Origin of the sequence: Agromyces flavus, assembly GCF_900104685.1 — a bacterium.
Taxonomy (GTDB): Bacteria; Actinomycetota; Actinomycetes; order Actinomycetales; family Microbacteriaceae; genus Agromyces; species Agromyces flavus.
The window spans coordinates 1,878,543-1,892,780 of record NZ_LT629755.1 but is presented as its reverse complement, the minus strand read 5'-3'; the positions used below and the strand labels follow the sequence as shown (position 1 = coordinate 1,892,780).

General features: G+C 72.3%; 13 protein-coding genes. 3 read left to right on the top strand and 10 right to left on the bottom strand.

All coding sequences use genetic code 11. The annotated features are described in order from the left end of the window. Positions 1–25: 25 nt before the first annotated feature. Together BLT99_RS08910 and BLT99_RS08905 are read left to right on the top strand one after the other, a co-directional pair. Positions 26–1,177 carry a glycosyltransferase family protein gene (locus BLT99_RS08910; protein ID WP_092671203.1) on the top strand — a complete coding sequence of 384 codons (1,152 nt, stop codon included), beginning with the start codon at positions 26–28 and terminating at the stop codon, positions 1,175–1,177. After that, positions 1,174–2,304 (top strand): glycosyltransferase, encoded by a 1,131-nt coding sequence (locus BLT99_RS08905; protein WP_092671200.1) that lies wholly within the window; start codon positions 1,174–1,176, stop codon positions 2,302–2,304. The genes BLT99_RS08910 and BLT99_RS08905 overlap by 4 nt, the downstream gene beginning before the upstream one ends. Here the strand turns inward: BLT99_RS08905 and wecB are convergent. Then, positions 2,296–3,363, bottom strand: coding sequence for a non-hydrolyzing UDP-N-acetylglucosamine 2-epimerase (gene wecB / locus BLT99_RS08900; RefSeq protein ID WP_092671196.1), 1,068 nt, complete (start codon positions 3,361–3,363; stop codon positions 2,296–2,298). The genes BLT99_RS08905 and wecB overlap by 9 nt on opposite strands. A gap of 43 nt (positions 3,364–3,406) precedes the next feature. Between wecB and BLT99_RS08895 the strand changes: the two genes are divergently transcribed. After that, on the top strand, positions 3,407–4,546 hold the full coding sequence (locus BLT99_RS08895) for a glycosyltransferase family 4 protein (protein ID WP_166670936.1): 1,140 nt from the start codon (positions 3,407–3,409) through the stop codon (positions 4,544–4,546). Here BLT99_RS08895 and BLT99_RS08890 read toward each other — a convergent pair. The 9 genes from BLT99_RS08890 to BLT99_RS08850 all read right to left on the bottom strand — a co-directional run bounded on the left by BLT99_RS08890 (position 4,530) and on the right by BLT99_RS08850 (position 14,175). Continuing rightward, positions 4,530–5,822: a nucleotide sugar dehydrogenase gene (locus BLT99_RS08890; protein WP_092671190.1), complete on the bottom strand. Its 1,293-nt coding sequence runs from the start codon at positions 5,820–5,822 to the stop codon at positions 4,530–4,532. The two genes, BLT99_RS08895 and BLT99_RS08890, sit on opposite strands and share 17 nt — an antisense overlap. Before the next feature lie 32 nt (positions 5,823–5,854). Continuing rightward, positions 5,855–7,864, bottom strand: coding sequence for a DUF6541 family protein (locus BLT99_RS08885; RefSeq protein ID WP_133988574.1), 2,010 nt, complete (start codon positions 7,862–7,864; stop codon positions 5,855–5,857). A 19-nt stretch (positions 7,865–7,883) separates the two neighbouring features. Next, positions 7,884–9,071: a UDP-galactopyranose mutase gene (glf, locus tag BLT99_RS08880; protein ID WP_092671184.1), complete on the bottom strand. Its 1,188-nt coding sequence runs from the start codon at positions 9,069–9,071 to the stop codon at positions 7,884–7,886. An 88-nt stretch (positions 9,072–9,159) separates the two neighbouring features. Next, complete coding sequence (locus BLT99_RS08875) at positions 9,160–10,281, bottom strand: glycosyltransferase (protein ID WP_231945679.1); 1,122 nt, start codon at positions 10,279–10,281, stop codon at positions 9,160–9,162. 52 nt (positions 10,282–10,333) lie between these two features. Beyond that, entirely contained in the window at positions 10,334–11,329 is a 996-nt protein-coding gene (locus BLT99_RS08870; RefSeq protein ID WP_092671178.1) for a Gfo/Idh/MocA family protein, read from the bottom strand. Continuing rightward, positions 11,329–12,417 carry a DegT/DnrJ/EryC1/StrS family aminotransferase gene (locus BLT99_RS08865; protein WP_092671175.1) on the bottom strand — a complete coding sequence of 363 codons (1,089 nt, stop codon included), beginning with the start codon at positions 12,415–12,417 and terminating at the stop codon, positions 11,329–11,331. Before BLT99_RS08865 ends, BLT99_RS08870 begins: the two co-directional genes overlap by 1 nt. Beyond that, positions 12,414–13,004, bottom strand: a complete 591-nt coding sequence (locus tag BLT99_RS08860) for an acyltransferase (protein WP_092671171.1) — start codon at positions 13,002–13,004, stop codon at positions 12,414–12,416. Before BLT99_RS08860 ends, BLT99_RS08865 begins: the two co-directional genes overlap by 4 nt. Before the next feature lie 50 nt (positions 13,005–13,054). Further along, positions 13,055–13,441: a DUF2304 domain-containing protein gene (locus BLT99_RS08855; RefSeq protein WP_092671168.1), complete on the bottom strand. Its 387-nt coding sequence runs from the start codon at positions 13,439–13,441 to the stop codon at positions 13,055–13,057. Continuing rightward, positions 13,438–14,175 (bottom strand): glycosyltransferase family 2 protein, encoded by a 738-nt coding sequence (locus BLT99_RS08850; protein ID WP_092671165.1) that lies wholly within the window; start codon positions 14,173–14,175, stop codon positions 13,438–13,440. Before BLT99_RS08850 ends, BLT99_RS08855 begins: the two co-directional genes overlap by 4 nt. Positions 14,176–14,238 lie beyond the last annotated feature (63 nt).

Here is a 14,238-nt window from a genome sequence, read left to right as displayed (position 1 = left end):
CGCGCGAGCGGCCGAGGAAGGAACGATGTCGAAACCACAGCTGCTCATCCTGTCGTTCTCGTCGATCGCAGGGGACGCGCGCGTGCTGAAGCAGGTGCGCCTCTTCCGCGACCGCTACGCGGTCACGACGTGCGGATACGGTCCGCCGCCGGAGGGCGTCGTCGAGCACGTCCGGATCCCCGACGACCGCCCCGCGCACGACCTGAACGGCCGGCTGATCACGCTGCACTGGTACCGGCGTGCCCTGTGGTCCATCCCGGCCGTGGCCTGGGCCGGCGACGCACTCGCGGGACGGCGGTTCGATGCGGTGCTCGCGAACGACCTCGAGGCCGTTCCCGTGGCCGTGCGGCTCGCCGGAGGGACGCGCGTTCACGCCGACCTGCACGAGTACACGCCTCGCCTGCACGAGGAGCACGAGGCCTGGAACCGCCGGATCCGGCCGTTCCACGAATGGGTCGCCCGTCGCTACGCCACCCGCGCGGCCTCCTGGACCACCGTCAGCGGCGGGCTCGCGCGCGAGTACGAACGGCAGTTCGGCTTCTCGCCGCGCATCGTCACGAACGCCGCGCCGTACGCCGACCTGCAGCCCACCCCGGTCGGCGACCGCATCCGCATCGTGCACAGCGGAGCGTGCCTGCGCAACCGCAACATCATGGCCATGGCCGAGGGGGTGGCCGCGGCATCCGCCCCGGTGTCGCTCGAGCTCTACCTGACGCCCAACGATCCCGGCTACCTCGAGGAACTCCGTCGATTCGCCGAGCAGAGCGCCGGCGCCGACGGCGTGCCGAGCGTCGTCCTGCACGATCCTGTGCCCTACGACTCGCTCATCCGCACGCTCAATGGCTTCGACCTCGGCATCCACGTGCTGCCGCCGGTCAACTTCAACAACGAGTGGGCGCTCCCCAACAAGCTGTTCGACTACGTCCAGGCGCGCCTCGGGGTGGTCGTCGGGCCGTCCGCCGAGATGGCGGAGTACGTGCGGACGCACGACCTCGGACTCGTCCTCGACGACTTCAGCGCCGAGGCCCTCACACGGGCACTCGACGCGCTCGACCGCGAGGCCGTCGCGGGATTCAAGCGATCGGCGGATGCCGCGGCCGAGCCCATGTCGGCCGAGGCGCAGGTGCACGTCTGGGCCGACTGCGTCGGCCGGATCATCGAGGAGGCTCGCGCATGAGCCGCACGTCCCTGCTCATCATCTCGTTCTCCGCCATCCGGTCCGACGCCCGCGTGCTGAAGCAGGTGCAGGAGTTCTCGCGCGACTACGACGTCACCACCTGCGGGTACGGCGAGCGGCCCGACGGCGTCGTCGACCACGTCCGGCTGCCCGACGACGCCGCCGCGTGGCGGTACGACAAGCCGTCGGTCGTGCTCCGCCGCTTCCGCCGCGCCTACTGGACCAATCCCGCGGTGGCCGCCGCCTGGCCGCTGCTCGACGGCCGCCGCTTCGACGTGGTGCTCGCGAACGATGTCGACACCGTGCCGATCGCACTCCGGCTCGCGCCCGCGAAGGGCGTCCACGCCGACCTGCACGAGTACGCACCGAAGCAGAAGGAGGACGTGCTCGTCTGGCGCCTGTTCCTGGGTCCGCTCATGACGTGGCTCGTGCGGCGCGCCGTCACCCGCGCCGACTCGGTCACGACCGTCGGACAGGGCATCGCGGACGAGTACCGGCGCGTGTTCGGCGTCGACGCGGGCGTGGTGACCAACGCCGCTCCGTACGTGGAGGCGGCGCCCGGCCCGGTGGGCGACCCCATCCGGCTGGTGCACAGCGGGGCCGGCCTGCGCGACCGCAACATCCTCGCCCTGGTCGAGGCGGTGGAGGCGGCATCCTCGCGCGTCACCCTCGACCTGTACCTCACCGAGAACGACCCGACCCTCATCGCGGAACTGCGGGAGCGCCGCTCCGAGCGCGTGACGCTGCATCCGCCCGTCCCGTACGTCGAGCTGTCGGCGACCCTGAACGGATACGACGTCGGGATCCACGCGCTGCCGCCCACGAGCTTCAACAACCGCTGGGCGCTCCCGAACAAGCTGTTCGACTACGTGCAGGCGCGGCTCGGCGTCCTCATCGGACCGTCGCCCGAGATGGCCGCCATCGTCGAGCGCCACGGCATCGGTGCGGTGGCGAGGGGGTTCGCCGTCGCCGACCTCACCGACGCCATCGATCGCATGGACGCCGAGACCGTCCGGCGGTGGAAGGCCGCCTCGGACGGTGCGGCGCACGAGCTCTCGAGCGCGACCCAGGTCGCCGTGTGGCGTCGCGCGATCGACGCCCTCGCGGCCCAGCCGGGCTCAGCGTGAGCGGCGCACCAGTTCCTCGATGACGCGCTCGGCGGCGCGACCGTCGCCGTAGGGCGTGGCATCCGTCGCCTCGGGCGCAGGTCGTGCCACCGCGTGCCGGATCTCGTCGCCGCTGTTCGCGAGCACGTTCCAGCCCAGTTCGACCGTCTCGACCCACTCGGTCTCGGTGCGGACCGTCGTGCAGGGCACGCGGAGCAGGAACGCCTCCTTCTGGAGGCCGCCCGAGTCGGTGACGACGCCGCGCGACGACAGCACCGCGCCGACGAGGTCGGGGTACGCGAGCGGAGCGTGCGACACCAGCGAGCCCGCGTCGAGATGGATGCCGTGCTGCTGGGCGCGCGCGATCACGCGCGGGTGCGCGAGCAGGACCACGGGGTGGTCGATCGCGGCGAGCGACTCGACGATCATCCGGAGCCGCTCGGGATCGTCGGTGTTCTCGGCGCGGTGGATGGTGGCGACCGAGTAACCGCCCGGCTGCAGGCCGAGCTCGTCGATGAGCGCGACCGGCTGGCCCGCCCGCGCGTCCCGCACCTGCATCAGGACGTCGGTCATCACGTCGCCCACGACGACGGTGCGCTCGGCGAGCCCCTCATCGGCGAGGTGGCGCGCCGCGACATCCGTCGGCGCGAGCAGGAGGTCGGCGGCGTGGTCGGTCAGGACGCGGTTGTGCTCCTCGGGCATGCGGCGGTTGAACGAGCGCAGCCCGGCCTCGAGGTGCGCCACGGGCAGGTGCAGCTTCACGGCGCTGAGCGCCGCGGCGAGGGTCGAGTTGGTGTCGCCGTAGACGAGCACCCAATCGGGTGCATGCTCCTCGAACACCGCGTCGAGCGCGCCGAGGATGGCCCCGGTCTGCACGCCGTGGCTGCCTGAGCCCACCCCGAGGTGCACGCCCGGCGCCGGGATGCCGAGGTCGTCGAAGAACACGTCGGAGAGCATCGGATCGTAGTGCTGGCCCGTGTGCACGATCTCGTGCTCGACGCCCGCGGCGGCGGCCGCGTGGGCGATGGGGGCGAGCTTGACGAACTGGGGACGTGCACCGACGACGCTGATGACCTTCACGGGCCTCGATTCTACGTGGCGGGGCCGGTGCTACCGTACTCGGGTGCGGGTCCTCGCCGTCACGACGTGGTTCCCCTCGGCGGCGGCGCCCACCTCGGGGGTGTTCGTCGAGCGCGACGTCGAACTGCTCCGCCACGCGCACGACGTCGACGTGCTGCACCTGCACCCACCCGGTGCCGTCGGCCGCGCGGATGTCGCCGCCGGCGTCCGCCGCCTGGAGATGTCGACGTCGAGTCCGGCCCAGGTCCTCCGCGCCGCCCGCACGCTGCGCGCGGGACTCCGCCGGTACGACCTGGTGCACACGATGTCGCCGTCCGCGCTGCTTCCGTTCGCACCGGTCCGCGTGCGCATCCCGTGGGTGCACACCGAGCACTGGTCGGCGCTGCTCGACACGTCGACCGTCGGTCCGGCGGTGCGGATCGGACTCGCGGCGACCCGGCGGCTCATGCGACGCCCCGACGCGGTGGTGGCCGTCAGCGGCGCGCTCGCCGAGCAGTTGTCATCCCATCTCGGACGGCCGGTCGATGTCATCCCCGACGTAGTGGACGCGCCCGCGCGCCCCGCGCCACGCCCGATCCACGAAGCGCCGCTGCGGCTCGTCGCGGTGGGCGCGCTCATCCCGCGCAAGGGTCCCGATCTCGCCGTCGAGACGGTCGCCGAACTGCATCGCCGCGGGCGCGACGCACGGCTCACCTGGGTCGGCGAGGGTCCGATGCGCGACGAGGTGGCCGAGCTCTCGGCCCGGCTGGGGGTCGACGACGCCGTGAAGTTCGTCGGCGAGGTCCCGCCGGACGACGTCCGAGAGGCGCTCGCCGCCGCCGACCTCTTCCTCATGCCGACCTCGGTCGAGACCTTCGGCGTCTCGATCGCCGAAGCGCTCCTCAGCGGGCGGCCCGTCATCGTCGGCGCGACGGGCGGCCAGCGCGACTTCGTCGACGAGCCCGACGGCATCCTCGTGGCGGAACGGACTGCGACGGCCTACGCCGACGCGGTCGAGCGCTCCCTGGCGCTCACGGCCGACCGCACCGCCGACGACATCGCGGACGCGATCCGCGACCGCTTCCGGCCCGAGGCCCGGGCCGCGGCGTACGAGGGCGTCTACCGCGAGGCAGCGCGCGGCCGGCGAGCCGGTCGACGCGACGAGCCCGCCGCCCGAGCGCCGCGGGTCAGGCCCGGCCGATGACCCGGTAGGTCACGTCGTCGCCCCACGCCTCGGCGGAGCTCACACGGCGCCCGTCGATGAACGCGCGCACGCCGGGAAGGTCGGTCGGCGAGAGGTCGCGGTACTCGCGGTGGTCGGCCTGGACGATCGCCGCGTCGACCGGCTCACCCAGCCGGTACGGCGCGAACCCGTATCCGGCGAGCTCCTCGTCGGTGTACAGCGGATCGTGCACGAGCGGCTCGGCGCCGCGACGGCGGAGCGACTCCACCGTGTCGAAGACGCCCGAGAACGCCGTCTCCTTGACGCCACCGCGGTAGGCGGCGCCGAGGACCACGACCCTGGCTCCGGCGAGATCGCCGAATGCGCCCTCGAGCATGCCGACCGCGTAGTCGGGCATGTCGAGGTTCGCCTCGCGCGCCGCGCGGACGACGGTCGCGTCGGGGTCGTTCCAGAGGTACAGGCGCGGATAGACCGGGATGCAGTGCCCGCCGACCGCGATGCCCGGCTGGTGGATGTGGCTGTAGGGCTGCGAGTTCGAGGCCTCGATGACCTTGTACACGTCGACCCCGGACTTCTGGGCGAACCGCGCGAACTGGTTCGCGAGGCCGATGTTCACGTCGCGGTAGGTCGTCTCGGCGAGCTTCGCGAGCTCGGACGCCTCGGCCGACCCGAGGTCCCAGACGCCGTTCGCGCGGGGGAGGTCGGTCCGCTCGTCGAAGTCGAGCACGGCCTCGTAGAACTCGACGGCGCGGCGGGCGCCCTCGTCGGAGAGCCCGCCGACGAGCTTGGGGTACTTGCGCAGGTCCTCGAAGACCCGGCCGGTGAGCACGCGCTCGGGAGAGAACACGAGGTGGAAGTCGCGTCCCTCGACCAGGCCCGACACCTCCTCGAGCATGGGCTTCCAGCGTCCGCGCGTCGTGCCGACGGGGAGCGTCGTCTCGTAGGCGACGAGCGTGCCCGGCGAGAGGTGCTCCGCGAGCGAGCGCGTCGCGGCATCCATCCACCCGAAGTCGGGGCGGGCCTCGGCGTCCACGAAGAGCGGCACCACGAGCACGACCGCGTCGGCGCCGGGGATCGCGTCGGCGTAGTCGGTCGTCGCGCGGAGCCGGCCTGCATGCACGAGCTCGGACAGCTGCTCCTGCAGGTGCGCCTCACCGGGGAACGGCTCGGTGCCGGCATTGACGAGTTCGACGGTGCGCGGGTTGACGTCGACGCCGACGACGTCGTGGCCCTTCGACGCGAACTGCACGGCCAGCGGCAGTCCGATCTTGCCCAGGGCGATGACGGCGATCTTCAACGTGTGCTCTCTTCCTCGTGTCGTGGCGGGACTCAGCAGCCCGTCACCTCGTACAGTCTCGCGTCGCCGCGCTCGGCCACCAAGGTGAGGCCCTCGGGGTCGCGCGGCAGGTCGGTCAGGCCGGGATACAGCTCGGCGCGGGCGTCGTCGACGAACAGCATCCGGTCGTCGGAGTCGATGACGTGGGTGACGCCGAGTTCGCGCGCGGCCTCGCACGCCTCGGGCGTCGCGTCGGCGAGCCCCTCGGCGATCGCGCGGTGCGCGGGCGGGTAGGCGCCGCCCACGTGGGGGAACAGCGCACGTCGGCCCGTGTAGGCGTAGACGAGCGCGCTGCCGTTCCACGGATTCCCGGCGATCACGGCATCCTCTGGCACGAGTCGGTCGACGTCGCCGAACAACTCGAGCTCGTCGGGGTTCACGGACGCGCTCTGCGCGTCGAGGCGGAACGAGCGCTCGAGGTCGCCCCGCATGCTCGGGACGGCGCCGAACTGGGTCCCCACGACCGCGATCGCGGCGACGAGCGCGACGACGCCGAGCACGAGCCCGCTCGAGGGCTCGGCGCCGCGGCCGCGAGCGAGGCGCCGGAGCCCGAGCTCGACCCACTCGAGGACCAGCACGAGTCCGATGGCGGCCAGCGGAACGGCGACGACGGGTCCGAGCGCGGCGAGGCGGAACGCGTCGTTGTACCAGAGGCCGGTGATCGCCGTGCGGAGCGGGCCCTCGGGCCATCCGTTGGCGAAGCCGAACAGGACCGCGGCGAGCAGCCACGACACCACGAGCCACACCGGGGTGCGACGCAGCAGGAGGCCGCCGATGACGCCGACGAGGACGAGGATCGTCGAGACCCAGCCGACCGTGATGTCGAGCGGGCTGTTGCGCAGTGCCTCGGCGACCGAGAGGTAGAAGGGCCGCACCGACGGCCAGCCGTTGTCACCGGTGCCGAAGCGCGTCCACACGAAGGCCTCGACCGCGAACACCGCGAGGGTGCCGACCACGATGAGCGCGCGACGCGAGGCGCGGGAGGGCGCTCGCAGGCCGCGCACGGCCGCGCTGACGACGAGGGGCGCGCTCAGCGCGAACACCGAGAACAGCGCGTTGGGGTGCGCCATCGTGGCGGCGCCCGTCGCCATGACCGCGGCGATCGCCCAGCCCGTCGCGGTCATGCCCGCCCCGGTGGCGGGTCGTGCCGCGGGCTCGACCTCCGGATCGGGCGCGGTTCCGGCGCCCGCCCGACCGAGGCGGCGCGGGCCACCGCGCAGCAGGCCCACGAGCGCTCCGAGGGCGACCGGGACGAGCGCGACCGCCAGCGAGTTCGGGTACAGCACGCCGTACCACGCGAGCAGGTACGGGAACGCGGCGAAGCCGGCGCTCAGCGCACCGCCCAGCACGAGGACGAGCGGACGCGAGCCGAACAGCATCCGCACCAGGAAGGCGCACGCGACCGGCCACACGAACGCGGCGACCGCGAGCGAGACCGCGTTCGCGGTGACGACGACGCTCGAACCGGTCGCCTGCATGGCGAGTGCCGCGAATGCGTGCCAGGTGGTCGGGTAGAAGCCGGATGCCGCCGCCGGCGTGGTCATGGTCATATGCAGCGGCGAGGCGTCGGCGGTGTCGGCGATCCAGCGGATCGCGTTGAGGTGGAACAGCGCGTCGTAGGTCTGCGAGGGATGCCGCGGCGAACCCATCCCGGGCAGCAGCGTGGCGAGGATCAGCGCCCCGCCGGTCGCGACGCCGCCGAGGACCGGGAGCAGTTCGGACCACCGCCCGGGATCGGAGCCGGCGCGGGCGGTGAAGCGGCGCAGGCCCCAGGACACGAGCGCGGCGACGAGCGCCACGATGCCGACCGGGAGGAGTCCCCAGTCGAGCCCGATGAGCGGCGCGAGCAGCGACGCCGCTCCGACGATGCCCACGGAGGCGGCGACTGCGACGCCGAGGGCCGCGGCCCCGCGCAGTCCGAGCAGGATCGCGAACGGCGCTCCGGGCACGACGAAGAGCACGATCGCGACGGCGATCGCGGGCACGGCCTCCAACCAGGTCATCGGTGCGAGCGGGCTCGGCTCACGCCTCGCCGTCGCCCGACTCGAGCGGCGCGGAGCCCTCGAGGTACGGACGGAGGCGGTTGTCGAACATGCTCAGCGCCGACCCGATGGCCATGTGCATGTCGAGGTACTTGTACGTGCCGAGTCGGCCGCCGAACAGCACGTCGCGCTCCTGCTTGGCGAGCGTCCGGTACTTCAGGAGCCGTTCGCGGTCGGCCGCCGTGTTGACCGGGTAGTACGGCTCGTCGCCGTGCTCGGCGAACCGCGAGTACTCGCGCATGATGACCGTGCGGTCGGTCGGATAGTCGCGCTCGGGGTGGAAGTGGCGGAACTCGTGGATGCGCGTGTACGGCACCTCGGCGTCGGCGTAGTTCATGACGCTCGTGCCCTGGAAGTCGCCGATGTCGAGGACCTCCTCCTCGAAGTCGAGCGTGCGCCACTGCAGCGCCCCCTCGGCGTAGTCGAAGTAGCGGTCGACGGGCCCGGTGTAGACGACCGGCACTCGACCGACGGCGTTGCCCTTCGAGTAGGGCTGGGACTCGTCGAAGAAGTCCGTCCCGAGCTGCACCTCGATGTTGGGGTGGTCGGCCATGCGCTCGAGCCACGCGGTGTAGCCGTCGGTGGGCAGGCCCTCGTACGTGTCGTTGAAGTAGCGGTTGTCGTACGTGTACCGGACGGGCAGGCGCGAGATGATCTCGGCGGGAAGGTCGCTCGGGTCGGTCTGCCACTGCTTCGCGGTGTAGTGCTTGATGAAGGCCTCGTAGAGGGGCCGGCCGATCAGCTGGATGCCCTTGTCGTTGAGGTTCTGCGGGTCGGTGCCGGCGAGCTCGCCCGCCTGCTCGCGGACGAGTTCTCGCGCTGCGCCCGGACCGTGCGCCGAGCGGAAGAACTGGTTGATCGTGCCGAGGTTGATCGGCATCGGGTACACCTCCCCGCCGTGCTGCGTGTAGACGCGGTGCACGTAGTCGGTGAAGGTGGTGAACCGGTTGACGTACTCCCACACCCGCTCGTTCGAGGTGTGGAACAGGTGCGCGCCGTAGCGGTGCACCTCGATGCCGGTCTGCGCCTCGTCCTCGCTGTAGGCGTTGCCGCCGATGTGGGGTCGCCGGTCGATGACGGTGACGCGGAGGCCGAGTTCGCGGGCGGCGTGGTCGGCGATCGTGAGGCCGAAGAAGCCGGATCCGACGACGAGCAGGTCAGTGTTCACGGGGTGGGGGTTCCTCTCGGGACGACGCTCAAGCGTACTCGACGCCGCATCCGCACTCGCCGAATGCCCTGGGCGGATGCCATCGTGATCAGCGGATCGCGGCCAGGACGGCGTCGGCGGCGTTCGTGCCCACCGCGTCGAGCGACGCGTTGGCCTGGACCCAGGCCGCGCGAGCGGCGCGCTCCTCCTCGCCACCACCGGATCGCCACGCGTCGATCGCCCGCACCATGGCGTCGGACACGGCGGCGGTCGTGAAGTCCACCGCCTCGCCGAGGCCGTGGTCGCGGACCAGTGCCGCGCCGCTGCCCGTGCCCGCGAAGATCACGGGAGCGCCGCACGCCGCGGCCGCGTAGGTCTTCGTCGGCCGCGCGAAGTCGTACCCGATGCCGGGCACGATGCTCACCAGGGCGGCGGCGGCGCCGCGGATCCACTCGGCCGCCTCGGCCGGCGGCACGACGCCGCCGAGGACGATGCGTCGGTCGCCGACGCGTGCCGCCTCGGCGCGGATGGCCGGCTCGGACGCACCCTGCCCGAAGTACCTGAGCCGGGCATCGGGATGACGCTCGAGCACGGCCGGCATCGCGCTCGCGAAGAGCTCGGCGCCCTGCCACTCCGACATGGTGCCCGTGTACACGAGGTAGGGCGCGCCGTCGTCCTTCGCGGGTCCGTCCGGCGAGAACATCCCCGTGTCGACGCCGTTGCCGACGGTCGCCACGCGGTCGCGGCGGGCGCCCAGCTCGACCAACCGGTCGGTGACCTCGTCGGAGATCGACAGCACGCTCGCAGCCCGGCGGAGCACGGCGCTCTCCATCGCGCGCATGAGGCGCACGACCAGGCCGGGCGCACCCATCGAGATCACGCCGTCGGTCCAGACGTCGGCCGCATAGTACGCGAAGGGCTTGCGCCGCAGGGCGCTCACGACCGAGACGACCATGCCCGTCGTGGGCGGTGCCTCGGCGACCGCCAGGTCGTACCGGGCGAACAGGAGCCGGAAGGCGAGCGGGATGTCGAAGCTCAGGTACTGCACGTAGCCGCGCACGTTCCCGCCGCGATCGCGCAGGACCGGGAACCGGGACACGCGCAGACCGGGTTCCTCCACCGCGCCGGGGGGCGCGCTCGGGGGCGGCGTCGTGGTCACGACGCGTACGCGGCATCCGCGTCGGACGAAGCCGCGCGCGAGGGCACGGAGCCGGAACGCGCCGGCGCTCACCTCGGGCGCGAACAGGCGCGAGGCGATGAGGACTCGGGGGCGTCCGCCATCGCTACGCGGCGGGCAGCGATCGCGACTGGCCGGTGCGCGCGGAGTCGACGACGGCCTCGGCCACGCGCAGGGTCGTCAGGCCCTCGCGCATGGTGACCGTGTTCGACGAGATGCCGAGGATGGCGTCGCGGAAGGCCTCGTGCTCGGACCGGAGCGGCTCGCGCTTGGTGAGCGCGTAACGGGTCATCGACCCCTCGGAGACGCCGCGGAACGCCGCAACGGACTCCCACTCGGTGGTCTGCGTGCCGTTCTCGTAGAACGCGAGGTCGGCGCTGACCGTGTCGGCCACGAACGCGCCGCGCTCGCCGGTGACGACCGTGATGCGCTCCTTCATCGGCGAGAGCCAGTTCACGAGGTGGTTCGTGATCGCCCCGCTCTCGAGCTGGCCCGTCGCGGAGACCATGTCCTCGTGCGGCCGTCCGCTGCGCGTGGTGGTGCGAGCCGCGATGGCCGTGTACCGGGACTGCGCGAGCCAGGCGGTGAGGTCGATGTCGTGGGTGCCGAGGTCCTTCACGACCCCGACGTCGGCGATGCGAGCCGGGAAGGGGCCCTGTCGACGCGTGGCGATCTGGTAGAGGTCCCCGAGCTCGCCCTCCTCGAGGCGGCGGCGCAGGTCCTGCAGGGCGGGGTTGTAGCGCTCGATGTGCCCGACCGCACCGACCAGTCCGGCCCGCTCGAACGCGGCGGCGACCCGCTCGCCCGCGGCGCTGTCGCTCGCGATGGGCTTCTCGACCAGCGTGTGCACCCCCGCGTTCGCGAGCTCGAGCGCGACGGCCTCGTGGTAGCCGGTCGGCACGGCGACGACCGCCGCGTCGATTCCCTGCTCGATGAGGGCCGCGACGGACTCGAGGACGGGGAGCCCGCCCGCGACGCCGTGGGGGTCGCCCTGCGCGTCGGCGACGGCGACGAGGCGAACCCCGTCGACCTCACGCGTGACGCGCACGTGGTGACGGCCCATCATGCCGAGGCCGATGACGCCGATCCGGAGTTCCGCCATCACGCACCCGCCTTCGCGAGCGCGTTCACCGCGGAGACGATGCGCTCGAGGTCGGCCTCGGAGAGCGAGGGGTGCACGGGCAGCGAGAGCACCTCGCGGGCCGCGCGCTCGGTCTCGGGCAGGTCGAGCTCGAGGCCGAACGACGGGAGGCGGTGGTTGGGGATGGGGTAGTAGACGCCCGATCCGATCTGGTACTGCTCGCGCAGCGCGGTGGCGAACGCGTCGCGGTCTTCCGGAACCCGGATCGTGTACTGGTGGTAGACGTGCTCGGCGCCCTCGGCGACCGGCGGCGTGACGACGCCCTCGAGGTTCGCGTCGAGGAAGGCCGCGTTGCGGCGGCGGGTCTCGGTCCAGCCGAGCACCTTGGTGAGCTGCACGCGGCCGATCGCGGCGTGGATGTTGGTCATGCGGGCGTTGAAGCCCACGACCTCGTTCTCGTACTGCTTCTCCATGCCCTGGTTGCGCAGGAGTCGCAGCATCCGCTCGACATCGGCCTCGCCCGTCGAGACCATGCCGCCCTCGCCGCTCGTCATGTTCTTCGTCGGGTAGAGGCTGAACATCGCGAAGCGGCCGAACGTGCCGACCTTGCGGCCGTCGAGGCTCGCCCCATGCGCCTGCGCGGCGTCCTCGAAGAGCGCCAGGCCGTGCTGGGTCGCGAGCTCCTCGAACGCCGTCATGTTCGCCGGGTGGCCGTAGAGGTGCACGGGCATGATGCCGACCGTGCGCTCGGTGATGCGTGACGCGACATCGGCCGGGTCGAGGTTGAAGTGGTCGGGCTCGATGTCGGCGAAGACCGGCGTGGCGCCCGTCAGGGCCACCGAGTTCGCCGTCGCGGCGAATGTGAACGACGGCACGATGACCTCGTCGCCGGGACCGATCCCCGAGGCGAGCAGCCCGAGGTGCTGGCCGGCCGTGCCGGAGTTCACGGCGACGACGGCGCGGCCGTCGAGCAGCACGTCCGAGAACTCCTGCTCGAACGTGGCGACCTCGGCGCCCTGCGCCAGCATGCCGGAGGCCAGCACCGCGTCGACCGCAGCGCGCTCCTCCTCGCCGACGATCGGCTTGGCGGCCGGGATGAACTCGCTCATGACTGCTCCTCCCGCAGGATCCCTGCGTCTTCGATGTATCGTTCGCCCGTCTCGGGGCACACCCATGCGTCGCCGCGCTGCTCGAGCGGCACGCCCGCCTTGCCGACCCAGCGGATGCGTCGGGCCGGGACGCCGGCGACGAGCGCGAAGTCCGGGACGTCCTTCGTCACCACCGCGCCCGCGGCGACCGTCGCCCAGCGACCGATGGTCACGGGCGCGACGCACACGGCGCGGGCGCCGATCGACGCGCCGTCGCGGATGGTGACGCCGACCGGCGTCCAGTCGCGGGCGCTCTTCAGCGAGCCGTCGGGGCCGACGGCGCGCGGGTACGTGTCGTTGGTCAGTACCACGGCGGGACCGATGAACACGCCCTGGCCGAGCTCGGCCGGCTCGTAGACGAGCGCGTAGTTCTGCACCTTGCAGTTGTCGCCCATGACGACGCCGCTGCCGATGTAGGCGCCCCGGCCGACGATGCAGTTCTCGCCGAGGCGGGCGCCCTCGCGCACCTGCGCGAGGTGCCAGACCTTGCTTCCCTCGCCGATGGTGGCGTCGTCGGCGACGTCCGCACTCGCAGCGATCGTTGTCACGGGGGGTGTCCTTTCCGGCCGGATGCCCGCGTGCGGGCGTGCGGCGGCGATCAGTCGGGGGAGTCCGTCTCGGCGTCGTCGGGTCGCGACGCGCCGTCCAGGCGCTCCAACTTTACCCGTTGCAGCGCGACCTCCTCGGCGAGGGTCCTGGTGCGGTCCTCGAGATCGGTGAGCTCACCGGCGTGCTGGAGGCTGACGAGGAACAGGATGACGATGCTGACGAAGAAGACGAGGTTGGTCGGGACCTCCACGCTCAGCACGTCGGCGGCCCAGGTCAGCGTCGACGGGAAGATGCCGACGACGAGTGCCCCGAGGGCCGCGATGAACCACCACACCGCGTGCCGCTCGCGGAGCCGCCGGCGTCGCAGCAGCTCCACGACCGCCGCGAACGCGATGACCGACGCGACCACGCCGAGCAGGTAGGTGCCCGTGCTCATCGGCTGCCTCCGCTCTCGGGGATGATCACGCGGGGTCGCAACAGCGCGAAGCCCAGCGCCACGAACGCGCGGACGAGGTACACGGCCGCCTTGACCGGGCGGTGCGAGGGCTCGCCGCCCTGGCGCGGCCGCATCGCGACCGGGACCTGGCGGATGCGCAGGCCCGCCCTGGCCGCGATGACCAGCGCCTCGACGGTATCGCCGAGGTACTCGGCCGGGTAGTGCTGGGCGAACAGCGCGATCGCCCGCGGTCCGTTGGCCTTGAAGCCGCTCGTGGTGTCGGTCAGTCGCGTGCGGCTGATCCCGCTGATCACGCGCGACAGCACGAGCATCGCCCAACGTCGCGGCCCACGCGTCGAGTACGAGCCCTTGCCGGCGAACCGGGCACCGATCGCGATGTCGGCCTCGCCGAGCGCGGCGATGAGCTCGGGAACCTCGGCCGGATCGTGCTGGCCGTCGGCGTCGAGCTGGACGACCGTGCGATAGCCCTCGTCCTCGGCGTACCGGAAGCCGGCGCGCATCGCCCCGCCGACGCCGAGGTTGAACGGCAGCTGGAGCACGGTGGCGCCCGCGGCGCGTGCGCGTTCGGCCGTGGCATCCGTCGACCCGTCGTCGACGACGAGGCAGGGAACCCCCGGCATCGCGCGCTGGATCTCCTGCAGGACGGGTCCGACCGAGGCCTCCTCGTTGAACGCGGGCAGCACGATGAGCGTGCCCTGAGGCCTCGGAAGCATGGAGGGATCGTACCAGTGACGAAACGGGAGCCTCCGGAGCGCGACCCCGGGGCGGGATCCCCG